The sequence below is a fragment of the Rhodococcus sp. P4_C10 genome, from assembly GCF_056402135.1.
Genome location: NZ_JBFUHZ010000031.1, coordinates 1 through 25,275, shown reverse-complemented (window position 1 = coordinate 25,275; position 25,275 = coordinate 1). Strand labels below are relative to the sequence as shown.

Annotated in this window: 25 protein-coding genes and 1 pseudogene; 14 read left to right on the top strand and 12 right to left on the bottom strand. The window is 70.3% G+C overall.

Annotated elements, in window-relative coordinates; genetic code table 11:
- Positions 1 to 22: 22 nt before the first annotated feature.
- Complete coding sequence (locus AC1DWC_RS19185; RefSeq protein WP_477910551.1) at positions 23 to 706, top strand: TetR/AcrR family transcriptional regulator; 684 nt, start codon at positions 23 to 25, stop codon at positions 704 to 706.
- Positions 707 to 739: 33 nt separating this feature from the next.
- On the opposite strand, the gene AC1DWC_RS19180 is transcribed toward AC1DWC_RS19185, so the two are convergent.
- Positions 740 to 1,705 (bottom strand): quinone oxidoreductase family protein, encoded by a 966-nt coding sequence (locus AC1DWC_RS19180; RefSeq protein ID WP_477910548.1) that lies wholly within the window; start codon positions 1,703 to 1,705, stop codon positions 740 to 742.
- Positions 1,706 to 1,739: 34 nt separating this feature from the next.
- On the opposite strand from AC1DWC_RS19180, the gene AC1DWC_RS19175 reads away from it, so the two are divergent.
- The gene (locus tag AC1DWC_RS19175; RefSeq protein ID WP_072847131.1) at positions 1,740 to 2,102 is read left to right on the top strand and encodes a hypothetical protein; all 363 of its coding nucleotides are present in this window, start codon (positions 1,740 to 1,742) and stop codon (positions 2,100 to 2,102) included.
- Positions 2,103 to 2,189: 87 nt separating this feature from the next.
- On the opposite strand, the gene AC1DWC_RS19170 is transcribed toward AC1DWC_RS19175, so the two are convergent.
- Genes AC1DWC_RS19170 through mptB form a run of 5 tightly spaced genes read right to left on the bottom strand, consistent with a single transcriptional unit; the run spans position 2,190 to position 8,239 of the window.
- The gene (locus tag AC1DWC_RS19170) at positions 2,190 to 3,164 is read right to left on the bottom strand and encodes a COX15/CtaA family protein (protein ID WP_477910545.1); all 975 of its coding nucleotides are present in this window, start codon (positions 3,162 to 3,164) and stop codon (positions 2,190 to 2,192) included.
- Between the two features lie 47 nt (positions 3,165 to 3,211).
- The gene (locus AC1DWC_RS19165; protein ID WP_477910543.1) at positions 3,212 to 4,681 is read right to left on the bottom strand and encodes a hypothetical protein; all 1,470 of its coding nucleotides are present in this window, start codon (positions 4,679 to 4,681) and stop codon (positions 3,212 to 3,214) included.
- Between the two features lie 45 nt (positions 4,682 to 4,726).
- On the bottom strand, positions 4,727 to 5,521 hold the full coding sequence (locus AC1DWC_RS19160; RefSeq protein WP_477910541.1) for an ABC transporter permease: 795 nt from the start codon (positions 5,519 to 5,521) through the stop codon (positions 4,727 to 4,729).
- A 25-nt stretch (positions 5,522 to 5,546) separates the two neighbouring features.
- Entirely contained in the window at positions 5,547 to 6,491 is a 945-nt protein-coding gene (locus AC1DWC_RS19155) for an ABC transporter ATP-binding protein (protein ID WP_477837812.1), read from the bottom strand.
- Positions 6,488 to 8,239 carry a polyprenol phosphomannose-dependent alpha 1,6 mannosyltransferase MptB gene (gene mptB, locus AC1DWC_RS19150; protein WP_477910540.1) on the bottom strand — a complete coding sequence of 584 codons (1,752 nt, stop codon included), beginning with the start codon at positions 8,237 to 8,239 and terminating at the stop codon, positions 6,488 to 6,490. Before mptB ends, AC1DWC_RS19155 begins: the two co-directional genes overlap by 4 nt.
- 103 nt (positions 8,240 to 8,342) lie before the next feature.
- Between mptB and AC1DWC_RS19145 the strand changes: the two genes are divergently transcribed.
- From AC1DWC_RS19145 to AC1DWC_RS19115, 7 genes are all read left to right on the top strand, one after another.
- Positions 8,343 to 9,134: a helix-turn-helix transcriptional regulator gene (locus AC1DWC_RS19145; RefSeq protein ID WP_092776491.1), complete on the top strand. Its 792-nt coding sequence runs from the start codon at positions 8,343 to 8,345 to the stop codon at positions 9,132 to 9,134.
- Between the two features lie 100 nt (positions 9,135 to 9,234).
- The gene (gene sufB / locus AC1DWC_RS19140; RefSeq protein ID WP_477910538.1) at positions 9,235 to 10,680 is read left to right on the top strand and encodes a Fe-S cluster assembly protein SufB; all 1,446 of its coding nucleotides are present in this window, start codon (positions 9,235 to 9,237) and stop codon (positions 10,678 to 10,680) included.
- Positions 10,680 to 11,879, top strand: coding sequence for a Fe-S cluster assembly protein SufD (gene sufD, locus AC1DWC_RS19135; protein WP_477910536.1), 1,200 nt, complete (start codon positions 10,680 to 10,682; stop codon positions 11,877 to 11,879). Before sufB ends, sufD begins: the two co-directional genes overlap by 1 nt.
- Positions 11,880 to 11,916: 37 nt before the next feature.
- Positions 11,917 to 12,729: a Fe-S cluster assembly ATPase SufC gene (gene sufC / locus AC1DWC_RS19130; protein WP_072847123.1), complete on the top strand. Its 813-nt coding sequence runs from the start codon at positions 11,917 to 11,919 to the stop codon at positions 12,727 to 12,729.
- A 5-nt stretch (positions 12,730 to 12,734) separates the two neighbouring features.
- The gene (locus tag AC1DWC_RS19125) at positions 12,735 to 14,045 is read left to right on the top strand and encodes a cysteine desulfurase (RefSeq protein ID WP_477837808.1); all 1,311 of its coding nucleotides are present in this window, start codon (positions 12,735 to 12,737) and stop codon (positions 14,043 to 14,045) included.
- 2 nt (positions 14,046 to 14,047) lie between these two features.
- Positions 14,048 to 14,542 carry a Fe-S cluster assembly sulfur transfer protein SufU gene (sufU, locus tag AC1DWC_RS19120; protein WP_477837807.1) on the top strand — a complete coding sequence of 165 codons (495 nt, stop codon included), beginning with the start codon at positions 14,048 to 14,050 and terminating at the stop codon, positions 14,540 to 14,542.
- Positions 14,539 to 14,934 (top strand): metal-sulfur cluster assembly factor, encoded by a 396-nt coding sequence (locus AC1DWC_RS19115; RefSeq protein ID WP_477837806.1) that lies wholly within the window; start codon positions 14,539 to 14,541, stop codon positions 14,932 to 14,934. Before sufU ends, AC1DWC_RS19115 begins: the two co-directional genes overlap by 4 nt.
- 63 nt (positions 14,935 to 14,997) lie before the next feature.
- Here the strand turns inward: AC1DWC_RS19115 and ku are convergent, their stop codons facing one another.
- Positions 14,998 to 15,849: a non-homologous end joining protein Ku gene (ku, locus tag AC1DWC_RS19110; RefSeq protein ID WP_477910534.1), complete on the bottom strand. Its 852-nt coding sequence runs from the start codon at positions 15,847 to 15,849 to the stop codon at positions 14,998 to 15,000.
- A gap of 60 nt (positions 15,850 to 15,909) precedes the next feature.
- On the opposite strand from ku, the gene ligD reads away from it, so the two are divergent.
- Both ligD and AC1DWC_RS19100 read left to right on the top strand, forming a co-directional pair.
- Positions 15,910 to 17,805, top strand: coding sequence for a non-homologous end-joining DNA ligase (gene ligD, locus AC1DWC_RS19105; RefSeq protein ID WP_477910532.1), 1,896 nt, complete (start codon positions 15,910 to 15,912; stop codon positions 17,803 to 17,805).
- Between the two features lie 261 nt (positions 17,806 to 18,066).
- Complete coding sequence (locus tag AC1DWC_RS19100; RefSeq protein ID WP_477910530.1) at positions 18,067 to 18,828, top strand: dienelactone hydrolase family protein; 762 nt, start codon at positions 18,067 to 18,069, stop codon at positions 18,826 to 18,828.
- 74 nt (positions 18,829 to 18,902) lie between these two features.
- On the opposite strand, the gene AC1DWC_RS19095 is transcribed toward AC1DWC_RS19100, so the two are convergent.
- The 3 genes from AC1DWC_RS19095 to AC1DWC_RS19085 all read right to left on the bottom strand — a co-directional run bounded on the left by AC1DWC_RS19095 (position 18,903) and on the right by AC1DWC_RS19085 (position 21,493).
- Complete coding sequence (locus tag AC1DWC_RS19095) at positions 18,903 to 19,550, bottom strand: phosphate signaling complex PhoU family protein (protein WP_477910528.1); 648 nt, start codon at positions 19,548 to 19,550, stop codon at positions 18,903 to 18,905.
- Between the two features lie 28 nt (positions 19,551 to 19,578).
- A complete protein-coding gene (locus AC1DWC_RS19090) occupies positions 19,579 to 19,731 on the bottom strand; it encodes a hypothetical protein (protein ID WP_477910526.1) in 153 nt (50 codons plus the stop codon).
- A 355-nt stretch (positions 19,732 to 20,086) separates the two neighbouring features.
- On the bottom strand, positions 20,087 to 21,493 hold the full coding sequence (locus tag AC1DWC_RS19085) for a selenium-binding protein SBP56-related protein (protein WP_477910577.1): 1,407 nt from the start codon (positions 21,491 to 21,493) through the stop codon (positions 20,087 to 20,089).
- Positions 21,494 to 22,478: 985 nt separating this feature from the next.
- Here AC1DWC_RS19085 and AC1DWC_RS19080 point away from each other — a divergent pair.
- The 3 genes from AC1DWC_RS19080 to AC1DWC_RS19070 all read left to right on the top strand — a co-directional run bounded on the left by AC1DWC_RS19080 (position 22,479) and on the right by AC1DWC_RS19070 (position 24,529).
- Positions 22,479 to 23,105 (top strand): DJ-1/PfpI family protein, encoded by a 627-nt coding sequence (locus AC1DWC_RS19080; RefSeq protein ID WP_477910524.1) that lies wholly within the window; start codon positions 22,479 to 22,481, stop codon positions 23,103 to 23,105.
- A 50-nt stretch (positions 23,106 to 23,155) separates the two neighbouring features.
- Positions 23,156 to 23,563, top strand: coding sequence for a MarR family winged helix-turn-helix transcriptional regulator (locus tag AC1DWC_RS19075; RefSeq protein ID WP_477910575.1), 408 nt, complete (start codon positions 23,156 to 23,158; stop codon positions 23,561 to 23,563).
- 156 nt (positions 23,564 to 23,719) lie between these two features.
- Positions 23,720 to 24,529, top strand: coding sequence for a metal-dependent hydrolase (locus AC1DWC_RS19070; RefSeq protein WP_072847113.1), 810 nt, complete (start codon positions 23,720 to 23,722; stop codon positions 24,527 to 24,529).
- Positions 24,530 to 24,569: 40 nt separating this feature from the next.
- Here the strand turns inward: AC1DWC_RS19070 and AC1DWC_RS19065 are convergent, their stop codons facing one another.
- Entirely contained in the window at positions 24,570 to 24,866 is a 297-nt protein-coding gene (locus tag AC1DWC_RS19065; protein ID WP_477910522.1) for a putative quinol monooxygenase, read from the bottom strand.
- Positions 24,867 to 25,005: 139 nt separating this feature from the next.
- Positions 25,006 to 25,275: pseudogene (locus AC1DWC_RS19060) on the bottom strand (lycopene cyclase family protein); the annotation flags it as partial.

Here is a 25,275-nt window from a genome sequence, read left to right as displayed (position 1 = left end):
TGTCCGGTAGGTTGTGCCCCATATGACGAGCCGCTTCCCTCAGGCCGCCCGTGCCCTGGAGCAGTGGCGCGTGGCGGTCCCGACCCCGGTCACGACGTCGGCCGCCGGGACCCGGCTGAACAAGCGTGGCCTCGAGACCCGGGCTCGGCTGCTCGACGTGGCCATCGCCTGCCTGGCCGACAGCGGCAGCGATCCGGTCTCCGCGAACCGCGTCGCCAAGGAGGCCGGCGTCACCTGGGGCACGGTCCAGCACCAGTTCGGTGACCTGGACGGCCTGTGGGTTGCCGTCGTCACCGAGATCCACGCCCGCAGCTGGGTCGAGATCCCGGGTCCGTGGCCCGCCCGGAACGGTTCGCTGCGCGAGCGAGTCGAGGGGGCCATCGACTCCGTGTGGACCTACCTCGACACGACCGAGGGACGGGCACTCACCGCGCTGCGCACCTGGCTGCCGCCGCGCCCCTCGGACCTGGCGGCCGAGTACCCGAGGACGGCCGGCGCCCTCGCCGCCCGCGAGCACGACTGGATTCAGGGCTTCGACTACCTGATGGACGGCCTCGACCTCGACCCGACCAAGCTGTACCAGGTGCGGTGCCTGCTCCCGGCCGCCGTGCGGGGCCTGAGCAACGAGCGCCAGCTCGGCTTCACTTCAGAGCTCGATGTCGCCCGTCGCACCCTTGCCGAAGCCCTCGTGGCCTTCCTGACCTGATCGGCGTTGTCGTCGTGCCCAGGGGATGTTGCTTCAGGGGATGAGCACGACCGACCCGGTGGTCTGACGGCCCTGAAGGTCGCGGTGCGCGTCGGCCGCCCGGTCCAACGGGTACTGCGCGCCGACCCGGATCCGCAGGCTGCCGTCGGCGATGGCGGCGAACACGTCGCCGGAACGCCACAGCAGTTCCGCGCGGTCGCGGGTGTAGTGCGCGAGCGTCGGACGCGTCAGGAACAACGAGCCCAGCGCGTTGAGCCGCTGCGGGTCGAACGGCGGCACCGGGCCGCTGGCCGCGCCGAACAGCGCCACCGTGCCGCGGATCCGCGTCGAGGCCAGGCTCGCCTCGAACGTGCTCGCGCCGACCCCGTCGTAGACGGCGGCGACGCCCTCTCCGCCGGTGAGGCCGCGGACCTGCTCGGCCAGGTCGTCGCCGTACCGCAGCACCTCGGCGGCCCCCGCCGCCCGCGACAACTCGGCCTTGGCGTCGGAGGAGACCGTGGTGATCACCCGGACCCCGCGGGCCGCGGCGAGCTGGGTGAGGATCAGCCCGACGCCGCCCGCTCCGGCATGCACCAGCACCGTGTCGCCGGGCTGCGCCGGGTACACCGAGTGCAACAGGTAGTGGGCCGTCATGCCCTGCAGCAGCGCGGATGCCGCCTGCGGGGCGGGCACGCCGTCCGGCACCGGCACCGCGGCGGACGCGGGCACCACGACCAGTTCCGCGTAGCTCCCGGGTGCCGACGACCACGCCACCCGGTCGCCGACGCGGACGTCGCGCACCTCGGCGCCCACCTGGGTCACCACGCCGGACCCCTCGGCACCGGCCACGTAGGGCAGGTCGACGGTGTAGGCGCCGGTTCGGAAGTAGGTGTCGATGAAGTTGACGCCGATCGCCTCGGTGCGGACGAGCAGGTCGTTCGGACCCGGTGTGGGGTCGGGTACGTCCGTGACCTCGAGGACGTCGGGACCGCCGAACCGGCTCACTGTGATTGCGCGCATGCCGCCATCTTTGCACTCCCGTATCCTCACTCCCATGAGTGTCGACACCCACGATTCGGGCGCGCCCGCCGCCACTGTCACCGTGCCGCAGCGCACCGTCGCCGCGGTCCAGAAGTTCGTCGCAGAGCACGGCGGTTCGGCAACTGCCGTCATCCAGCCGGTCGGCTACGCCGGCGTGCGGATCACCCTCGTCGGTGCCGACGGCATCCTCGGCGACCAGGTGGTCGAGGACGTCGCGACCGCCAACGCGGTGGTCGCCGCGGTGGCCGGGGTGACGGTCTCCGAGTGGGAGCGTGAACTCGTCAGCGTGGTCACCCCGCGCGTGGGCCACTGGCGCAAGATGGCCGGCTGGGTCGCGAACCAGACCCGGTTCCCGAAGGCGCGAAACGGGCTCTGACGGCCCGCACAGACAGCGAAGCCGGGTGGTCCCTGAGATGGGGCCACCCGGCTTCTGTGTATGCGCGGGCCTGTGTGTCGGGTGCGGTCAGGCCGCGCTGGTGGCGGGCGCGTCGACGCCGGTCGGTTGGAGTTCGCGGACCCGGCCGGCGGCGTACAGGGAGGCGGTGGCGGCCACGCACGCTCCGGCCAGCGCGACGTGCACGGTGACCAGGACGGCGGGCACGTGGGTCCAGAACTGGACCAGGCCGACGCCCGCCTGCGCCACCACCAGCGCCACGACCACCTTCAACCGCAGCGTGATCGCGGGCCGGGCCGCGATCGCGTACAGCGCGAATCCGAGGCCGACGAGCAGGGCCAGGTATGCGACCAGCAGTTCGGCGTGCAGGTGCACCAGGTTGGTGATGTCCAGGTCGAGCCGCTCCACCGTGCGCTCGGGATTCTTGTCACCGGCGTGCGGCCCGGCGCCTGTCACCATGGTGCCCGCGACCAGTGTCCCGGCCATTGCGACGCCGGACAGCGCGGTCAGCCAGCGCAGCTGCTTCGGCAGTGGGTACACCTCGACGCCGTCGTCGGGCTGGTCGATCTTGTGGAACAGGATCACCGACAGCCACACCATTGCCATCGACACCAGCAGGTGCACGGCCACGGTCCACCAGAGCAGGCCGGTGAGGACCGTGATCCCGCCGATCACCGCCTGCGCGACGGTGGACAGAGGCATCAGCCACGCGTAGAACAGCACCTCCCGGCGACGGGCCGCGCGGGTCACCGCCAGCACGATCGCGGCCGCCGTCGCCACCACCAGGAAGGTGAGCATCCGGTTGCCGAACTCGATGGCCTGGTGGAACCACGGCGCGGTCGACGCCGCGGTCGGCACGAAGCTGCCGGGGTGGCACTGCGGCCAGGTGGTGCAGCCCAGGCCCGACGCCGTCACGCGAACGACGGCGCCGGTGACGGCGATGCCGCCCTGGGTGAGGATCACGGCGACCGCGATCCACTTCTGCACCGCCAGCGAGGGCAGCGGGAGACGATTGACCAGGCTCACAAACCCGCGATACAGCACGTCCCCGATGGTAGTGGCCGATCAACTACAGCCTGTCGTTGGGGCTGTCAGCTGGCGGAACTCCCGAGGCCGCCCAGGCTGCCGAGGCTGCCGCTGCCCCCGCCTTCGCCGGCGCTCACGCGGACCATCCCGGTCACGGTGCCCTGGAGGTAGTCGCCCTTCGCGGTGATCAGCGCCGACATCTGCAGGGTGTCGTTCGCGGTGGTGCCGGGCATGCCGGTGGTGGAGAGCACCTGGCCGGTGGCCGGGTCGATCACCGTGAACTCGTACCCGTCCAGCGGCCCCCCGGTGCCCTTGCGCTGGACCGTGTACAGGTGGCCGTCGGCGGTCGAGAGGTGCGGTACCGCGGAGCTGCGCACCGTGTTGTCCCACACCTCGTGGCAGCCGGTGCCGTCCGCGTCCACGTCGACGCGGGTCATGCCGCCGGTGAAGGGGGCGGTGGCCGGGMCCGCGGGCCCGGCGCCCTCGGGCACCGCCGGGTAGGGGTAGCCGTAGGTGCTCGCGACGAACACGGAGTTCCCGACGCCGATCGGCGAGTTCTCGCTGCCCGGTCCACCGGATCCGAGCACCGGCACCTTGCAGACCTCCTGCCCGTTGTCGGTGCGGTGCACGAGCAGGTTCACCCGGGTGTCGGCGCTGTCGACGATGGTCACGTACTCGTAGCCGGTGTTCGGGCCGAAGAACGTGGGCGTCGATCCGGTGCCCCAGCTGAGCTGGCCGGGCTTGCGGGCGGACCCGCGGTCGTAGCCCTGGCGCCAGTCCACCCTCGGGGTGCCGTCGGCGGCCAGGCTCAGCTGGTAGAGCGCGTGGGTGGTCGCGACCGAGACACCGGCGGGGGAGCTGGAGATGCTGTTCTGCACCTGTTCGCCCTCCGGCACCCGCACGGTCCGGGCGACGCCCGCCGCGTCCACCGAACCGATCACTCCGGCGCCGGTGGCGAACCAGACGTTGCCCTGCCAGTCCGGCACCAGGCCGGTGACCGCGTCCCCGTCGGGAACCGCGCCGGTCAGGTCCACCGTCGAGTCGACGGCCAGGCTGTTGCCGGTGTGACCGATCCGCAGCAGTTTGCGGGACCCGTCCACCACCACCAGGCGGTTCTCGTTGTCGAGGAAGGCGTAGACACCGCCGAGCAGGCTGCCCTTGGCGAGTTCGAGCTTGGCGAGGGGGCTGGCCGGCGCGTCGGGGTTGATCAGGTGGACGGTCGGGATCCGGCTGACGATCGGGGTGCACAACGCGACGACCAGGCCGTCCGAGCCCTGCAGCAGCGTCGGGCAGGCGGCGAGCAGGGACTGTGCGGTGGCGGAGACCTCCGTGCCGGGGCCGGCCAGGGGTGTGACGTCCGACGAACCGGCGTCGCCGTGCATGGTCGAGGTGCCGTCAGGACCCAGGAACGGGTTCGGCGGTGCGAGCGGACCCCACGGTTGAGCCAAGGCGGTGCCCGACCCGAGAACGAGGGAAAACGAGAGGGCGGCGAAGGCGGATGCGGTCCGCAGCGAAGTTTTCGGCACGCTGTGCATGATGCCTGTTCGGGGCGAAAATGTGATTCGTTTCACCCCGTGACGTCAGGTGAACTTGAACAGCCTGGTCGCGAGCCACGCGGCAATCGAACCCCACAGCGCCAGCACCACGACGGCGAAGACGTCGACCGAGCCGGCGAGCGCGTGGTCGAGTGCCTCCGCGAGCGCGCCGGACGGGACGATCCGGGCCGCGGTGTGCAGTGCGCCGGGGATCGAGTCGCCCGCGAACACCACGCTGCCGATGCCGGCCATGACGAACCACAGCACGTTGGCCAGCGCCAGCACGATCTCCGCTCGCAGCGTTCCGCCGAGCAGCAGTCCGAGCGCGGCGAAGGTCGCGGTGCCGAGCGCGATGACAACCGCGCCGAGCATCAGTCCGGTCGCGTCCGGCCGCCAGCCGAGAGCAAACCCGATGGCGCCCAACAAGATCGACTGCAACGCGACCACGATCACCACCGCGGCGCTCTTGCCGGCGATGATGCCCCAGCGGGGGAGCGGGGTGGCGCCGAGCCGTTTCAGGGCGCCGTAGCGTCGGTCGAAGCCGACCGCGATGGCCTGCCCGGTGAAGGCGGTCGACATGATCGCGACCATCATCACGGCCGGGACGACGGTGTTCACCCGCGGGTCGCCGAGGTCGCCGAGGGGCAGCAGGCAGAGGCCGATCAGCAACGTGACCGGGATGAACATGGTGAGCAGGAGCTGCTCGCCGTTGCGCAGCAGCAGCGTCAGTTCGAGGCGGGTCTGCGCGGCGAGCATCGACAGCGGTGCGCTGGGCCGCGGGTCCGGGGTGAAGGTGCCGACCTCGAAGCGGTTGTCCGCGAGGCGTTCCGATCGGGTCATGCTCGTCCCCTCGTGCTTGTCGTCGTCATCCGCGCACTTCCCGACCGGTGAGGTCGAGGAAGACGTCCTCGAGACGGCGCTGGTCGACCTGCAGTTCGGTGGCGAGGACGTCCATCTCCGCGCACCAGGTGGTGACGGCGACCAGGGTGGCCGGCTCGATGGTGCCCTCGACGACGTAGGAGCCGGGGGAGACCTCGCGGGGGGTGTAGCCGGCGGGCAGCGCGGCGTGCAGTCCGCCGAGGTCCAGCCGTTCGGGCGCGGTGAAGCGCAGGTGCCCGTCGGCGCCGTGCCGGGTCAGTTCGCTGGGGGTGCCCTCCGCGACGATCCGGCCGTGGTCGACGATCACCAGCCGGTCTGCCAGCGCCTCGGCCTCGTCCATCAGGTGCGTCGTGAGCAGGACCGCGACGCCGTCGCGGCGCAGCGCGTCGATCAGTTCCCACACCATCAGCCGCGCCTGCGCGTCGAGGCCCGCGGTCGGCTCGTCCAGGAACACCAGTTCGGGGCGACTGACCAGCGCGCACGCCAGCGCGAGCCGCTGCTGCTGGCCGCCGGAGAGCCGCCGGTAGGGGGTGCGCGCGGCGTCGGTCAGCCCGAGGGTGCGCAGCAGCCAGTCCGGGTCGAGCGGATCGGCGGAGTAGGAGGCGACCAGTCGGAGCATCTCGCCGGCCTTCGACCCCGGGTACGCGCCGCCGCCCTGCAGCATGACGCCGATCCGGGCCCGGACCTGGCCGGAGTCGGCGACCGGGTCGAGGCCGAACACGCGGACGGTGCCGCGGTCGGGGGCGGTGAAGCCCTCGCACATCTCGACGGTGGTGGTCTTGCCCGCCCCGTTCGGGCCGAGCAGGGCCAGCACCTGGCCGCGGTCCAGGGACAGCGACAGGCCGTCGACGGCGGTCACGTCGCCGAAGGACTTCACCACGCCGTCGAGGCAGAGAACGGGTTGCGCCGTGCCGGACGCGGGAGAGCTCACGGGGTCCCAGCGTAGGCGGCAGCCGAACCGTCCTCGGCCGGTGCCCCGTCCCGGACCCGCCAGGGCAGGCGATGGCGGGTGAGGAAGATGAGCAGGCCGACCGCGAGAATGGTGGACACGGCGGCCTGCACGATGATGAACGGCTGGTACTCGCCGCCGTTGGGCATCACCATCAGGCTGACCACCGACGAGAACGCGATGGCCGGGATGCGGAACCCGGGACGGGTCGCCCACGCGGCCAGCGGGATCACCGCCCACAGCAGGTACCAGGGCTGCACGACCGGGAACAGCAGCACCAGCACACCGAGGGACACGCCGAGTGCGCCGACCGGATGCAGTCGGCCGACGAGTACCGCGACCAGCATCCGCAGCGCGACGAACGCCGCCGCCAGGGAGGCGATCGGGCGGGTCAGGCTCAGCACGGCGGTGGTGTGGTCGCCGAGGCCGAGCAGCACCCCGGCCAGGCCGGTCCCGAGGCCGAGCAGCGTGGGCAGCGACATCCAGCTCCGCACCTCGTTGGCGGTGCCGAGGGTGTCCAGGGAGAGCCAGCCGAAGCCGAGTCCGCTGGCCAGGCTCACGGCGAGGATGACCGCCACGGTGACCGCGAGGAGCAGCGCGGCCGACGCCAGGACCGCGCGGGCCGTGGCCCCCCAGCGGCGCGCCAGGGCCATGCCGACGAAGCCGAGGGCCAGCAGCGACGGGATCTTCACCGTCGCGGACACCCCGATGAGTGCGGTCCCCGCCAGCAGATACGTCAGGTTGCGGCCGCGGATCGGGTCGGCGGACTCGACCGCCCGAAGCGCGATCTCCATGCCCGCGAGCATCAGCCCGAGCATCAGGGCCTCGTTGTGGATGCCCGCGACCAGGTGGAACAGCAGCAGCGGGTTGGCGGCGCCGAGCCAGAGCGCGGTCACGCTGGCGACCCCGCAGCGGCGGGCCAGCCGGGGCAGCGCCCACACGATCAGCGCCACGCCCGCCAGTGCCAGGAGCCGGTGCAGGAAGATGCCGGCGACGATGTTCTCGCCGGTCAGCCAGGTGATGCCCTTGCCGATCCACAGGAACAGCGGGCCGTACGGGGCGGGGGTGTCTCGCCAGATGTTGGGCACCGTGCGGGTCAGGACGTGGTCGACGCCCAGGGCCTGTGCCGGTCCGATCGCGTACGGGTCGAGGCCGCGGGCGGCGATCTCGCTCTGCGCGAGGTAGGAGTAGACGTCCTTGCTGAACATCGGCGGCGCGACTGTGAGGGGAATCACCCACATCAGCAGCGTCCGGTCGAGTTGGGAGCGGGTCAGCCGACGCGGGACGGCGCCGCCGCGGAAGCGGCCGACGGCGAAACGGCCGAGCAGCAGCCAGGCCAGCACCACCATGACGCTGCCGGTGATGGTGATGGTGAGGGCGACGCTGGGCATCCGGGCGGGCAGGCCGAGGATGCGCAGGCCCTGGACGGGGTTCTGCAGGACCGGTTGGGCGCCCGCGCCGAGCGCGCCGAGCGCCATGAGCAGGGCGCCCGTCGCGCCGAAGCGCCGGACGCCCGTCAGCTGGGCGGTCTCGCGGGCGTCGAGCCCCGGGGCCTCGGACTCGTCGCCGTGCAGGTGAGAGACGACAAATCGGTCACTCGGGCCGTCCAGGCCCACCGCCCGTCGTGCCAGTGCCACGGCGCGGTGGGCCCGGCTCGGGCCGTCCGGGCGCGCGACGAGGCCGCCGTTGCTGGTGGCACCGGAGTCCGGTGCGTCGTCGGTCTGTGGCACGGGGGCAGCCTAGCGGTGCATTTGGCGTGCGGAATCAGGCGCGGCGGTGTAATGCAGGGCACCCTTGGTGGACCGTGCCCGGCAATTCCGTCACACTGGTGTTGTGAAATCGGCAGCGGCTCAGGTCTCTCGTGGCGAAGGCGCAGGTCATGTACCTGTTCCCGCATCGCCCGGTGCCGTCACGTCCGCTGCCGCGCCGCGCGCGGCGACGCTGAACCCCACGGCCGGTGCCCACGAGGGTCACACCCGCGCCGCGGTGGTGCAACTGCTGTTGCAGCGGGGCCCGATCACCGCGACGGAGATCGGCGCGGAACTGGGTCTGAGTGCGGCCGGGGTGCGTCGGCACCTCGAGGCACTGATCGAGACCGGTGAGGCGCGTTCGGCCCGGGCGGCGAGCTGGCAGCACAAGGGACGCGGACGCCCGGCGAAGCAGTTCCAGCTCACGGCCGCGGGCCGGTCCCGGCTGGGGCACTCGTACGACGACCTGGCCGGCGCCGCGATGCGTCAGCTCCGGGAGGTCGGCGGCGAGGCCGCGATCGTGGAGTTCGCCCGTCGCCGCGTGCAGACCATCGTCGCCGACATCGACCCGGCAGCGCACGACAGCGCCGAGGAGGTCGAGCAGACCGCGGACGCCATCGCGGACGCGTTCACCTCGGCCGGGTTCGCGGCCACCACCAGGCCGGTGGGCAACGGCGTGCAGATCTGCCAGCACCACTGCCCGGTCTCGCACGTCGCGTCCGAGTTCCCCGAACTGTGCGAGGCGGAGACGCAGGCGTTCGCCGAGCTGCTCGGCACCCACGTGCAACGGCTCGCGACCATCGCGAACGGGGACTGCGCCTGCACCACACACGTGCCGCTGGTGCCTCCGGCCGCGCTGCACCAGGAAGCGACATGACCCCACCGACGTTGATCTCGACCAGTTCGACCCCCGAAACCTCACCTCCGCCGGTACCCAGCCCGTACCGGTACGTACCAAGACTCCGGAAGGAGCTCGCATGACCGTCACACCAGACCAGGTGGCACCCGAGGCGCCGCTCACGCAGGACGAGACGATCGCCTCGCTGGGCCATTACGGCTACGGCTGGTCGGACTCCGACGTCGCCGGTGCCAGCGCGCAGCGCGGGTTGTCCGAGGCCGTCGTGCGGGACATCTCCGCGAAGAAGAGCGAGCCCGAGTGGATGCTCGACATCCGGCTCAAGGCGCTCAAGACGTTCGACAAGAAGCCGATGCCGCACTGGGGTTCCAACCTCGAGGGCATCCACTTCGACAACATCAAGTACTTCGTGCGGTCCAGCGAGAAGCAGGCGGAGTCCTGGGAGGACCTGCCCGAGGACATCAAGAACACGTACGACCGGCTCGGCATCCCCGAGGCGGAGAAGCAGCGCCTGGTCGCCGGTGTCGCCGCGCAGTACGAGTCCGAGGTCGTCTACCACTCGATCCGTGAGGATCTCGAGCAGCAGGGCGTGATTTTCCTCGACACGGACACCGGGCTCAAGCAGCACCCGGAGCTGTTCAAGGAGTACTTCGGCTCCGTGATCCCCGCGGGCGACAACAAGTTCTCCGCGCTCAACACCGCGGTGTGGTCGGGCGGCTCCTTCATCTACGTGCCGCCGGGCGTGCACGTCGACATCCCGCTGCAGGCCTACTTCCGGATCAACACCGAGAACATGGGCCAGTTCGAGCGGACCCTGATCATCGTCGACGAGGGCGCCTCGGTGCACTACGTCGAGGGCTGCACCGCGCCGATCTACAAGTCCGACTCGCTGCACTCCGCGGTCGTCGAGATCATCGTCAAGAAGGGCGGCCACTGCCGCTACACGACCATCCAGAACTGGTCGAACAACGTCTACAACCTGGTGACCAAGCGCACCAAGGTGGACGCCGGCGGCTCGATGGAGTGGGTCGACGGCAACATCGGCTCGAAGGTCACCATGAAGTACCCGGCCGTGTGGATGATGGGCGAGCACGCCCGCGGCGAGGTCCTCTCGGTCGCCTTCGCGGGCGAGGGCCAGCACCAGGACACCGGCGCGAAGATGCTGCACCTGGCGCCGCACACTTCCTCGACGATCGTCAGCAAGTCGGTGGCCCGCGGCGGCGGACGCGCGTCCTACCGCGGCCTGGTCCAGGTCAACAAGGGTGCGCACGGGTCGAAGTCGACCGTCAAGTGCGACGCCCTGCTGGTCGACCAGATCAGCCGCTCCGACACCTACCCCTACGTGGACATCCGCGAGGACGACGTGTCGATGGGTCACGAGGCGACCGTCTCGAAGGTCAGCGAAGACCAGATGTTCTACCTGATGAGCCGCGGCCTCACCGAGGACGAGGCGATGGCCATGGTGGTGCGCGGGTTCGTCGAGCCCATCGCCAAGGAGCTGCCGATGGAATACGCCCTCGAGCTCAACCGCCTGATCGAACTGCAGATGGAAGGGGCCGTGGGTTAGTGGCCAACGCAAACGAGGCGACGACCGGGGTCAAGGCCGCCGTCGCCGGTGAGAACATCGTGCCCGCCACCAACAAGGGCGAGGTGTTCACGTCCTACGACGTCAACGCCTTCGAGGTCCCGGCCGGACGCGACGAGGTGTGGCGCTTCACGCCGCTGCGCCGGCTGCGCGGCCTGCACGACGGCACCGCGGTCCGCTCCGGCGCCGCGACCGTCGAGGTCCAGGCGGGCGACGGCGTCACCGTCGAGACCGTCGGACGCGACGACGCGCGGCTCGGCCAGGCCGGTGTGCCCGCCGACCGCGTCGCGGCGCAGGCCTACTCGGGCTTCGAGTCGGCGACCGTCGTGACCGTCGGCAAGGAGCACGAGGTCGCCGACGCGGTCAACATCGTGGTGACCGGCCCGGGCGTGGACAAGGTGGCATTCGGCCACATCCAGGTGCGGCTCGAGGCGTTCTCGAAGGCCACCGTCGTGCTGGACCAGCGCGGCAGCGGCACCTACGCGGAGAACGTCGAGTTCATCGTCGGCGACAGCGCCAAGCTGACCGTGGTCGCGGTGCAGGACTGGGCGGACGACACCGTGCACGTGGCGGCGCACCACTCCCGCCTCGGCCGGGACTCGGTGCTGCGGTACACCTCGGTGTCCCTCGGCGGCGACCTGGTCCGGCTCACCCCGACCGTCAAGTACGACGGTCCCGGCGGCGACGCCGAACTGCTCGGCCTGTACTTCGCCGACGCCGGCCAGTTCTTCGAGCAGCGGCTGCTGGTGGACCACTCGGCGCCGCACTGCAAGTCGAACGTCGTCTACAAGGGCGCGCTGCAGGGCGACCCGCACTCCGGCAAGCCGGACGCGCACACCGTGTGGGTCGGCGACGTGCTGATCCGCGCGTCGGCCGAGGGCACCGACACCTTCGAGCTGAACCGGAACCTGGTGCTCACCGACGGCGCCCGCGCCGACTCGGTGCCGAACCTGGAGATCGAGACCGGCGAGATCGTCGGCGCCGGACACGCCAGTGCCACCGGACGTTTCGACGACGAGCAGCTGTTCTACCTGCGGTCGCGGGGTATCCCGGAGGACCAGGCCCGGCGCCTGGTGGTCCGTGGCTTCTTCCACGAGATCATCGACCGCATCGCCGTCCCCGAGGTGCGCGAGCGCCTCGAAGCCGCCATCGAGGTCGAGCTCGCCGCGGTCGGCGTCTGAGACCGCCGCCACCACACTTCTCAAAGGACTTTATTCAATGACTGAAACGACCAACGTCGAAGCGGCCACCACCGGAACCTCGGTTCTGGAAATCAAGGACCTGCACGTCAACGTCGCCACCACCGACGAGAACGCCGAGCCGATCAACATCCTCAAGGGCGTGAACCTCACGATCCGCTCGGGTGAGACGCACGCCATCATGGGCCCCAACGGCTCCGGCAAGTCCACCCTCTCGTACGCGATCGCCGGCCACCCCAAGTACGTGGTGACCTCGGGTTCGATCACGCTCGACGGCGAGGACGTCCTCTCGATGAGCGTCGACGAGCGGGCCCGCGCCGGCCTGTTCCTGGCCATGCAGTACCCCGTCGAGGTGCCCGGCGTCTCGATGTCGAACTTCCTGCGCAGCGCCGCCACCGCGGTCCGCGGCGAGGCCCCGAAGCTGCGGCACTGGGTCAAGGAGGTCAAGGGCGCGCTGACCGAGCTCGAGATCGACCCGTCGTTCAGCGAGCGCAGCGTCAACGAGGGCTTCTCCGGCGGCGAGAAGAAGCGTCACGAGATCCTGCAGCTGGGCCTGCTCAAGCCGAAGATCGCGATCCTCGACGAGACCGACTCGGGCCTCGACGTCGACGCGCTGCGCGTCGTCTCCGAGGGCGTCAACCGCTACAAGGAGCGCGAGCACGGCGGCGTGCTGCTGATCACGCACTACACCCGCATCCTGCGCTACATCACCCCCGAGTTCGTGCACGTCTTCGTGGGTGGCCAGATCGTCGAGTCCGGCGGCGCCGAGCTCGCCGACGAGCTCGAGGAGAACGGCTACGTGCGGTTCACCCAGGCAGCAGCGGGAGCGTAACGACCATGACCGCGACGGTGGGGCAACTCGACATCACCAGGATCCGGGCCGACTTCCCGATCCTGGCCCGCACGGTGCGGGACGGGAAACCGTTGGTGTACCTGGATTCCGGCGCGACCTCGCAGCGGCCGGTCCAGGTGCTCGACGCCGAGCGTGAGTTCCTCACCACCTGCAACGCGGCGGTCCACCGGGGCGCGCACCAGCTGGCCGAGGAGGCGACCGACGCCTACGAGGACGCCCGGACCGCCATCGCGGCGTTCGTGGGGGCGTATGCCGACGAGCTCGCGTTCACCAAGAACGCGACCGAGGCCCTGAACCTGGTCACCTATGTCTTCGGCGACGAGCGCTTCGATCGGCACGTCGGGCCGGGCGACGAGATCGTGATCACCGAGCTCGAGCACCACGCGAACCTGGTGCCGTGGCAGGAGCTGGCCCGGCGTACCGGTGCCACCCTGCGCTGGTACGGGGTGACCGACGACGGCCGCATCGACCTGGACTCGCTCGAGCTGACCGACAAGGTGAAGGTCGTCGCGTTCACCCACCAGTCGAACGTGACCGGGGCGGTGGCGCCGGTGGCGGAGCTGGTGCGGCGGGCGCGGGCCGTCGGCGCACTGGTGGTGCTCGACGCGTGCCAGTCGGTGCCGCACATGCCGGTCGACTTCCACGCGCTCGACGTCGACTTCGCGGCGTTCTCCGGGCACAAGATGCTCGGGCCGTCCGGCGTCGGCGTGCTCTACGGCAAGCGGGCGGTACTCGCCGACATGCCGCCGTTCATCACCGGCGGGTCGATGATCGAGACGGTGACCATGGAGGCGACCACGTACGCGGCGCCGCCGCAGCGGTTCGAGGCCGGCGTGCCGATGACCTCGCAGGTGGTGGCGCTCGGCGCGGCCGTGCACTACCTGAACGAGCTGGGCATGGACGCGGTCGCGGCGCACGAGCACGAGCTCACGGTGCTGGCGCTCGAGCAGCTGTCGGCGATCGACGGTGTCCGGATCGTCGGGCCGGCGACGGGCGAGGACCGGGGCGGCGCGGTGTCGTTCCTGGTCGACGGGATCCATGCCCACGACCTCGGGCAGATCCTCGACGACGAGGGCATCGCGATCCGCGTCGGCCACCACTGCGCGTGGCCGCTGCACCGCCGGCTCGGGATCGCCGCCACCGCCCGCGCGTCGTTTGCGGTCTACAACACCGCCGACGAGGTGTACGCACTGGCCGCGGGCATCCGGCGTGCGCAGGAGTTCTTCGGTGTCAGTGTGGCGGCGCAGCCCGTCGTCGACGAGCCGGAGACCACACCGATCGACGGGGCGTCCTAGTCATGCGGATGGAACAGATGTACCAGGAAGTGATCCTGGACCACTACAAGCACCCGCACGGGCGCGGACTGCGTGAGCCGTTCGGCGCCGAGGTGCACCACGTCAACCCGACCTGTGGTGACGAGATCACCCTGCGGGTGGCACTGACCGACGACGGCCGGGTGGCCGACGTGTCGTACGACGGTCAGGGCTGCTCGATCAGCCAGGCCTCGACCTCGGTGCTCACCGACCAGGTGGTGGGCATGGCGGTCGGCGACGCGCTGACCACCGTCGACGCGTTCGGCGAGATGATCACCAGCCGCGGTGCGATCGAGGGCGACGAGGACGTGCTCGGCGACGGCATCGCGTTCGCGGGCGTCTCGAAGTACCCGGCCCGGGTGAAGTGCGCGTTGCTCGGTTGGATGGCGTTCAAGGACGCCGTGGTTCAGATTGTCGACAGCAGCGAAAATTTTGCCGGTACCGCGGTGCCGGCTCAGACCGGAGGACACGCATCATGACCGAAACCCAGGCTTCCGAGGCGCAGGCCTCCGAGACGCCGGCCGCGGAGGAGCTGACCCCGCCGACCCCCGAGCAGCAGCTGTTCCTCGACGACCTCGAGGAGGCCATGCGCGATGTCGTCGACCCCGAACTGGGCATCAACGTCGTGGACCTCGGCCTGGTCTACGGCATCTCGGTCGACGACGACAACGTGGCGACGGTCGACATGACGCTGACCTCGGCGGCCTGCCCGCTGACCGACGTCATCGAGGAGCAGGCCCGCGGCGCACTGGTCAAGAGCGGCCTCGTCGAGGACCTCAAGCTCAACTGGGTGTGGCTGCCGCCGTGGGGCCCGGACAAGATCACCGAGGACGGCCGCGAGCAGCTGCGCGCGCTGGGCTTCACCGTCTGACCTTCAGACTTACCGACGCAAGCGCCGGAACCGGGTAGTCGGTTCCGGCGCTTGTTCGTAGGGTCAGCCGGTCTTGCGGGCCGGAGCCCGCTTGCTCGCCTTCTGGGACTTCGTGTCCGACCCGCCGGGCTTGCCCGACTTCGCCGCGTCCACGCTGCGCTGCAGGGCCGCGACCAGGTCCACCACCTCGGCGTCCGCCTCGTGCGAGGCCGCCGCCGGGTGCGTGACCTTCTGGCCCCCGTTTGCGATCGCCTCGTCGAGCATCTTCTGCAGCTGGATCTGGTAGTCGTCGGTGTAGGTCTCCGGGGCGAAGTCCTCCGACATCGACTCCACCAGCGACTTCGCCATCGTCAGCTCCTTGCCGGACGGCTCCGACGCGTCCTCGAGCGACCCGAACTCCGCCTCCCGCACCTCGTCAGGCCACAGCAGCGTCTGGATCAGCAGCACCCCGTCGCGCACCCGCAGCGCGGCCAACCGGGTGCGCTGGCGCAGGGTGAAGTGCACCAGGGCGGTGCGGTCGCTCTCCTCGAGCGTCGACGCCAGCAGCACGTAGGCCTTCGGCGAGGCCGAGTCCGGTTCGAGGAAGTAGCTCTTCTCGAACAGGATCGGGTCGATCTGCTCGGACGGCACGAACTGCAGCACCGGGATCTCGTGCTTCTCCGCGGCGGGCAGCTTGTCGAAGTCGTCGTCGGTGAGGATCACCTGGGCGCCGTCCTCGGATGTGTACGCCTTGTCGATGTCGGCGAACTGGATCACCTGGCCGCACTCGGAGCAGACGCGGTTGTACTTGATCCGGCCGCCGTCCTTGCCGTGGACCTGGTGAAACCTGATGTCGTGGTCCTCGGTCGCGGTGTAGACCTTCACCGGGACGTTCACCAGACCGAACGCGATGGAGCCTTTCCAAATTGACCGCATGGAACCATGATGGTCCACACTGTGGGATCAGGCCAGGCGAACGGACCAGGGCGGCGGTAGATGGAGCACGACGTCGAGGTGGTGGTCGAGGGCCGACGCGTGTCCCTGACCAACCTGGACAAGGTGCTCTACCCGGAGGCCGGGACCACCAAGGCGGAGGTGCTGCAGTACTTCACCACGGTCGGACCGCTCATGCTGCCGCTGCTCGCCGGCCGGCCGGTGACCCGCAAACGCTGGCCCGACGGCACCTCGGCGACCCCGTTCTTCCAGAAGAACGTCGACAGCGCGACGCCGTCGTGGGTGCCGCGGACGGTGATGCGGCACTCGTCGAAGACGATCACCTACCCGGTTGTCGACGAACTGGCGTCGCTGGTCTACTTCGCCCAGTCCGGGGCGCTCGAGTTCCACGTCCCGCAGTGGCGCTTCGACGCGGCCGGGCAGCCGCGGGACCCGGACCGGTTGGTGATCGACCTGGACCCGGGACCCGGTGTGGGCCTCGACGAGTGCGCCGAGGTGGCACTGCGGGTGCGCGAACGCCTCGGCGCCCGGGGGCTGGACGCCCTGCCGGTGACCAGCGGCAGCAAGGGAATTCACCTGTACGCCGGGCTGGGGCGCGGCTGGCCGGCGACGCGCTGCGTGGAGGTCGCCAAGCAGATCGCCGTCGAGTTGGAGCGGGAGACGCCGAAATCGGTGACCGCCACCATGACCCGGGCCGAACGGGCGGGCAAGGTGTTCGTCGACTGGAGCCAGAACTCGGCATCCAAGACGACGGTGTCGCCGTACTCGCTGCGCGGGACGGCGTTGCCGACGGTGGCCGCGCCCCGGACCTGGGACGAGTTGACGCGGGCCGGGCTGCGTCAGCTGGACTTCCGGGAGCTGCTCGAGCGCGTCGAGGCGGGCGAGGCCGACGCGACGGTGCCGCAGCCGAGCGCGCCCGACGCGCCCGCGCGGCGCCGGGGTTCCGCGGCGGACGTGACGCCGATGCTGGCGTCGGCCACCACACCGGAGGAGTTCGGGCCCCGCGCGGACCCGGACCAGTGGGCGTTCGAGTTCAAGCTCGACGGCATCCGGGCGCTGGTCGAATTCGACCACGACACCCGGTCGGGCGAGTCGACCGTGCGACTGGTCAGCCGCAACGGGGTGGACCTGACGCCCGGCTACCCCGAACTGCTCGCCGTACCCGAAGGGCTGCACGGGCATTCGGGGATGCTGGACGGGGAGATCGTGGCGTTCGGCGACGACGGCGCGCCGAGCTTCGGACACCTGCAGCGGCGGATGGGTCTGACGAAGCCGGGGGAGGTGCGCGCCGCCGCGCAGCGGGACGCGGTGGTGCTGCTGGTCTTCGACGTGCTGCAGCTCGACGGCACCTCGTTGCGGGCCAAGACCTACCGGGACCGGCGCACCGTCCTCGACGCGATCCGCCTCGCCGGCGGCGACCGGTGGCGGGTGCCGCCGCTGGCGCCGCCGGACCTCGGCGAGGCGCTGGCGAGCAGCCGGGAGCAGCGGATGGAGGGCGTGGTGGCCAAGCGCTGGGACTCCACCTACCGCTCCGGGCGGTCGTCGTCGTGGCTCAAGCTCAAGCACGTTCACGAGCGGGAGGTGGTGATCGGCGGCTGGCAGCCGGGGGAGGGCGGCCGGTCCGGCGGCATCGGCTCGCTGCTGCTGGGCGTGCCCGACGGCACCGGCGCGCTGCGCTACCTCGGAAGGGTGGGCAGCGGGCTCACCGGCGCGGCGCTGGCGCGGCTGACGGAGGCGTTCGGCGAGCTGGCCGCGCCGGCGTCGCCGTTCGGGGAGTCCGTGCCCGCGGCCGACGCGCGGACCGCGCGCTGGGTCCGACCGGAGCTCGTTGCGGAGGTGCGGTACTCGGAGCTGACCGAGGACGGCCGGTTGCGGCACCCGGTGTGGCGTGGGCTGCGGCCGGACAAGAGCCCCGACGAGGTCGCGGAGCAGTGGTGACGCCGCATTCGGCCCTCCTTGAACCGCGCGGTCGGTGGCAGGTGAGCTGTGTCGACAGCCGGTCGAGTCGGTGGGCAGTAAATGGGTTGGACGAGATTCGGGAGCTTGATAGTGTGGGCGAGACCGTGACATCACGCGAGGAGGTGAGACCCATGAACGCAACAACCATATGGGTGCTCCCACTCGTGTCCACGGTTCGGCGATTGACGTAGGTGTCGCCGGGAGCGCCTCGCCAACAAGGCAATCCCGAAAGGCAACACCATGCATTTCACCTCTGAGACATCGTCGAACGGTGTCGTCGAACGTAATTTCACCCTGGACGAGATCACCGGCGTGCTCTGGTCGCCCACATCCGGAACCGTCGGAGCACCGCTGCTGCTGTCGGGGCACTCCGGCGGCATGCACAAGAAGGCGCCGGGGCTGGTAGCCAGTGCACTCCACGGCGTGGCCACCTATGGGTTCACCGTCGCCGCCATCGACGCGCCCGGTCATGGTGACCGGCCGCGAAACCCTCAGGATCAACGGTGGGCCGAGGCGATCCATCAGGCCCGGGCGGCGCGCGAGCCGATCGCCCCGATCGTCATCGACTACAACTGGTCGCTGGCGGAGCGTGCGGTGCTGGAATGGCAGGCGACCCTGGACGCCCTGCAGGCGCTGCCCGAGATCGGCGCCGAAGCGCCGATCGGCTACGGCGGCGTGTCGTTGGGTGTCGTGACCGGGCTGATGTTGACGGCGGTCGAATCCCGGATCGCTGCCGTGAGCTTCGGTGGGGTTTTCGTGAACGACGCTCTGATCGAGGCGGCAGGAAAGCTCACCGTCCCGGTCGAGTACCGGATTCCGTGGGACGACGATGAAATCGACCGCGCATCCGGGGTCGCGTTGTTCGAGGCCTTCGCTTCGAAGGAGAAGACATTGCACGCCTACTCGGGCAGGCACTACCCGGTGCCCGAGTACGAGCGCGACAGCTCGGCTCGGTTCTTCGCCCGCCACCTCGGTCGGGCCGCCGACACGGCTTCGGACTGACGTGAACAGGTATCGGTGTCCGGCCCCGTGCCGGACGCCGATACCGCCACTTCCACCTGCCGGTCCGTCCGCTGTCAGTCGACCGTGATCGGCCGGGCTCCGGTGGCGAGGAAGACGATCCGTTCGGCGACGTCGACGGTGTGCTGCGCGAACCGCTGGTAGAGGCCGGCGAGCAGTGCGAGGTCCACCGTGCCGGTGGCGCCCTGCCAGGACTCGCCGGTGACCGCCCCGGTCGACTGCGCGCGCAGTTCGTCCATCCTGTCGTTGTCACCGCGGGTCCGGGTGAGCAGCGACAGGTCGGGTTCGGTCAGGGCGTGGCGAACCCGGTCGGCCATGGCGCTCGAGAGCGCCCCCATCTCGGCGAAGTGGCTGCCCGTTTCGGGAGGGACGCGGTCGGGGAACCGTCGGCGGCCGGCGTCGGCCACCTGTCCGGCCAGCCCGCCCATTCCGGCCAGGTCGCCGCTGATCCGGATGGCGGACACGAGCATTCGACGGTTGGCCGCCGCGGGCGCGTGCAGCGCGAGCATGGAATGCGCCCGGTCCTCGCAACCGCGGCGGAGCGCCCGGACCTGTGCGCCGAGGGCGATGGTCTGGTCGGCTGCGATCGGTGCCACCTCGAGCAGTGCCGTGGTGGCGTCGGCCATCGACCGGCCCGCGAGTCCGGCGAGCTCGCCGAGCATGACCGTCAGATCGGCGAGTTGACCGTGAAAACCGCTCCTCACGCGCGCTGCCAGGTCCCGGCCGCGGCGCTCACTGCGCCGGCCGGGTCCCGCTCCGTGCCTCGGGTCCGGTGTCCTCGCGGTCGAACATGGCCGCGATCCGAAACTTGATCTCCGCGGTGCTGATCGCCGTGCCGGACGTTGTCGTTCGGCCGGAGGCCGGCGCTGTCACGGATGTAGGCATTGTGACCTTCCTGTTCGGGCGAGAGATTGTCGGTCCTGAGTGTGTCACGCCGTCACAGTCTGTTGTGAGCGGGATCACAAACTGTGTCGGCCGTACCGTTGTACACCATCTTGCATCGCTGATGCCAGTTTGGTCCGCAGTGTGGGATGGGCGCGCGGCGGCGACCTCGACTGATCCTGGGGGAGTGGCCATTTCGGGGCGGGCGAGTGTGTGACTCGCGGCGTCACGTGGCGGTGTTCTCGCGTGGTTCCTTGGCGTTCCAGAGGGGGATGACTCGACGGATCTCCCCGATCCGCCGTGCAAGGGGAGTCGAGCTCCGGGGCTCGCGGCGCGGGCCGCAGGCCAACGCCGACTGCTATCGGTAGCAGTACGAATCGGAGGACGCGTCGCCGCCCTGGAGGCGAACCTGGTGTACCCGCAGACCCCGGAAGTCCTCGTCGTGGGGGAAGAAGGTCTCGTCGACGGTCATTCCTCCGCGAGGATCGGTGTGGATCGCAGCCATCCAGGCCCCGACGCCGTCCGGGTAGAACTGGTCGTCCCAGGCGCCGTAGAGGGAGTTGGTGAGGTAGACCCGCCGACCGTCACGGCTGATCTCGACCATCTGTGGGCCGCCGGACAGCGGCCGGTTCGGTGCCGCCGGATGCGCGTTGCGGCCGACGATCCCGCCGAGCCGGATGGACCCGGTCTCCGTCGGGTTGGCAGGGTCGTGCACGTCGAACTGCTTGAGCTCCCCGATGCCCCAGCACGAGACGTAGAGGAACTGGTCGTCGACGGACAGGTCGATGTCGGTGACCAGCGGTGGCACCGCACCGAACGGTTTCAGCGCCGGCGGCAGCAGGTCCGGATCGGCCGGCTCGGCCGGGACGGTGATCACCTTGTCCACCGCCCAGCTGCCGCCGTCACGGTGCCAACGCCACACCGAGGCCGACAGATCCTCGGTCGAGACCACTACACCAACGAACCCCCAGGTGGCATCCGGGTCATGCGACGGGCGCAGCTCGAGCGGCATCTGGTACTGCTCGCCGAGATCCACCCGCTGCCGGTGCCGGCCGGTGGCGAGGTCCCAGAAGTGGATGGCGTGGCCGTACTTGTTCGCCAGCAACAGCTCCGGCACCAGCCCGTCCTCGATCATCGAAGGCGTGCCCCACTCGCTGCTGATCAGCGTGTTCTGGTTGAGATGCCACCACGCGTCGTAGGCGAGGTATTGCGGTCCCCGGTCGGTCTCCCATTGCCGGAGCACGTCGAACGTGTCGTGATCGAGCAGTGCGATCCCGCCCGGCCCGTCCGATCCATTCACGCCGCCGAGGCAGGTCATGAAGACGCCGTCTGGCCCGCAGTGCAACGTGTGTGGTCGGGAGTATCCGGCCTGGGCTGCGAGCACGGCGCTGTCCACGGTCTTGACCAGGGTGGGTTGACGTGGGTCGGGCTGGGTGTCGAACACATACAGGTGGGACGAGCGCAGACCCGGCACGATCAGGTACCGGCGGGCCAACCCTTCCATGTGGTGACCCTCGTGTTTCAGTGCGCTGCTACAGGCGTTCCAGCCGAAGTGGTGCAGCTCGCCGCCCCGGTGGGGTACCTCGGTCCAGCCCACCACCCGGCCGTATGTTTCCGAGCCGGGATCCACGTCGATCACGCTCAGCGCATCGGGCTTCGCCGCCGCGCGATCGAACGCGACCACATAGGCCAGTGTCTCGGGCGGAGCGGCGGCCGCCTCGGCTGCGCTGCGATAGAAGGTCGGGTCCATGGTTGGCTGACTCATCGTCGTCCCCTTCGTATCGATACGACGAGACCCGCCAACACCGCCTGTTACACCTACCGCAACCCGCGCCCACGGGTTCGCAGTGATGAGGAAGACGTACGGGCTCTCGGTGAACACCAAACTTGTCTGCGCGGACAAACACCCGGCCTGCCATCTGGACATGGATACCCAATAAGGATAGGAGAAGCGGACGACGGGCGGAACCGTCTCGACCCGCCGACTGAAGCTCTTGTAGGAAGCTGACAACAAACCATCCGGGGACCCGACCAGTTGTACGGCCGAGAGTTTCGAGTTCAGGTTGAAAGATTGGTCGGCGACAGGTTGAAGAGCCTGCAACAGGGCGGCCCCGCGTTGTTCGACATTGAACGGTAGTTCCGGATTGAGCGCCGGCGAGATCCTGTTCGACGAAAGCTGTAGGGCATTGGCCGCGACGAGACACTCGGTGTGAACCTGCTGCCGCTGAGCCCGCCAGAACTCGTTGTCTGACCGGTCCATCTCGGCCTCTGCTTGTTCAGACGAGTTGAGGAGACTGAACACTCCAGCACTGACGGAGCCGACGGGCGTACCGGCGAGGCCATGCTCGCAACCAATATGCTGAGCCGGAACTCACGGCGCTATGGCGGACGATGAAGGTCAAGTCCTTCGTTCACGAAGACCCCACACAAGGGTTGAGATGGTGGTCTTGAACCGCACGCTCCGACTCCGCGCCCCGAGTGCGCAGCGGGTCGCACCACGGGTCCGCACCCCGGATTTCGTCCGCAAAGACGATCGTCTTACAGGACCCACAAACCTGTGCATGGTCGGATTGAGACGAGCCGTCACGGCCAATCCCCCTGAACGCCAAGAGGCGACGCGAAAACACCGCAACATATCGCCGCGAGTCACAGGCGAGTGTGCGTCCGGGGTGGTTTGCGATGTCCATTCCGGCCGTCGGCGACCCGTCCGACCTATTGACAGGTTCCTGTCAAAATGACAGCATGTTGTCATGACAACTCGTGAGGTTCTTGTAGCTGTGTACGACGGTCTCGCCGACTGGGAGATCGGGTACGTCACCGCGGGCCTGAACAACCCGGCCTTCCAACGCGCGCCGGGCACCTTCCGCGTCCGCACCGTCGCCGACACGGCGGGCGAGGTGACCACCATGGGCGGCCTGCGGGTCACGCCCGAACTCACCCTCGACCAGGCCGACGTCCAGGGGGCCGCGCTGCTGGTGCTCCCCGGCGCCGACTCCTGGCTCGAGGGCGGCCATCCGGGATTCGCGGACGCCGCGACCGCGAGGCTGGCGGCCGGCGGCGCCGTCGCCGCGATCTGCGGCGCGACGGTGGGCCTGGCCGGCGCCGGCCTGCTCGACGACCGCGACCACACCGGAAACGCGCCCGAGCAGCTCGCGATGGCCACCGGCTACGCCGGGCAGGGCCGCTTCCGGCCCGACCGCGCGGTCCTCGACCGCGGCCTGGTCACGGCCGGTGGGGCAAGCCCGCTCGAGTTCGCGCGCGAGGTGTTCAGGGTGCTCGACGTCTACGAGCCCGACGTCCTCGAGGCCTGGTACCAGCTCTACGCCACCGGCGACCCGCAGTGGTTCGGCGCGCTCATGGCGGCGGTGGGGGAGTGAGCACCGCGCCGGCGCGCACGCCCGCCGGCGACGCGCTCACCGACATCATCATGCGGACGTTCGCGCTCAACGGGGCATTCCTGCGGGCGTCGGAGCACATCGCGCGGCCCGCGGGCCTGACGCCCACCCGGTGGCAGGTGCTCGGGGCGGTGCTCCGCGACCCACTCACGGTGTCCGGGATCGCCCGGGCGATGGGGATCACGCGGCAGAGCGTCCAGCGCACCGCCGACGTGCTCGTCGAGGAGGGGCTGGCGGAGTACCTGCCCAACCCCGCGCACCAGCGCGCCAAGCTCGTCCGGCCCAGCGAGACGGGCTGGGCGGCGATCCGGGAGATGACCGCGGCGCAGCACGTATTCACCAACCGCGTCTCGGCGCACTTCACGGAGGAGGAGCTGCGGCAGACACTCGAGGTGATGAACAGGCTTGTCTCGGTGCTGGACTCGGACGAACGGGCCTGACGCCGCGAACGTGCTTGGCGCAAACCGTCGTTCGACCGCATCCGAACGCATGTGCGTGCGGTGGTGTCGGTGCGGGTTGCTAGGTTGGGGTCCTCTCCGCGCGGCCCGCCCCGGGCGTGGTCCGCTGGTCGACTTCCCCGAAAGGCCTTCGCTTCTATGGTGATGGGTGCTACCCATGCAGTCTCCGGTGCCGTCCTCGGCCTTGCCGTCGCGCAGGTGCTGCCGCCCGACTGGGGTGGCCCGACGTCCACGGCCGAGGCGTTCACGTTCGCGGGGGTGTGCGCGGGGGCCGCACTGCTGCCGGACCTCGACACCAACCAGTCGACGGTGGCCCGGTCGTTCGGCCCCGCCAGCAAGGCGCTCGCCGGGGGCATCGACGAGGCCTCGCTGTGGTTCTACCGGCTCACCCGCGGTCGCAAGGACCCCAAGCGCCGGGGCGGGCACCGAACGCTCACGCACACAGCGCTGTTCGCGATCAGCCTGGCCTTCGGTGTCTCGGCCCTGGTCGTCAAGTTCGGCCAGCCGGCGATCGTCGGGACCCTGTTCGTCACCCTCGGGCTGGCCCTGCGCGGGCTCGCCGGCGGCTGGGCGGCGAAGTACGGCTGGCTGGCGGTCACCGCGGTCGCGGCGGGACTGTCGATGCTGGTCTGGAACTGGTACCCCGACGAGGTCGGGTCCCGGGCGCTCGGCGTCGCGGTGGGCCTCGGCTGCGCGGTGCACTGCCTCGGCGACGCCATCACGAAGGAGGGCGTGCCGTTCCTGGCGCCGTTCGTGCCGTGGCGCGGCCGGCGCTGGTGGGAACTGCGGCTGCCGTCGATGCTCTCCATCCGGGCGGGTGGCACCTTCGAGCGTGCGGTGCTCGGCCCGGTGCTCACCCTGGCCGCGGTGGGCCTGGTGCTGTGGGCACTCCAGGGCGTCCCGGAGGCACTCACCGATGCGCTGGGGGAGATCCGCGGCAAGAGCTGAAACGCACCCTGGTGTCGATGACGGCGGTGGCGGCTCGGGCTCAGAGTTTTTCGGCGAGGACGTCGAGGTAGCTGACCTCCGGTGTCGTGGCGAAGAGTTCGTCGGCGCGAGCGCCGAGCGCCTGCGCGACCGGCCCTTCCAGATGCGCCTCGCGGGCGGACTCGTCCGGGAATGCGTCGATGATGCCGAACGACGACGGCCCGAACCGGACGGCGAACCAGGGTTTCGTGCCGGGCTCCTGCTCGACGAGCGGCAGGGCCGACAGCAGGAACTCCTCGACCGAGCCTTCCTTGCCGGGCCTGGCCTCTAGTCGGACCAGCAACGCCTTGGTGGCCATGGGGTGATCCCCTCTTCGGTGGAGTGGGCAGGCTCCAGCATCACACCTTCGGACGGTCGAGGGAAGAAGTCGTCGGAGTCCGCGCGGTGTGGTGTGGGCCGGCAGCCGAGGGTCCCGCGACGCTCAGTCCCGTCGCATCTCAGTCCTTCCGCACCGACCGGACCAGGGTCCGCCGGACCGGCCGCGGCGCCCGCCGGAACAGCGCCCACATGGCGCCGGCCACCGCCAGCGGGTCGTCGCGTCCGGACAGGTAGGCGTGCTGGCGGCCGGGGTCCAGGGCGAAGAACGCCTCGAAGAACCCGGCGGTCGCCTCCGGCTCGAGCCGCAGCAGCGACCGCAGTCCCACCTCGCGCAGCGCCCGGACGGCGCGGGCGCGGGCCGGCCACAGCGCCGCGTCGGGGTCCCGGCC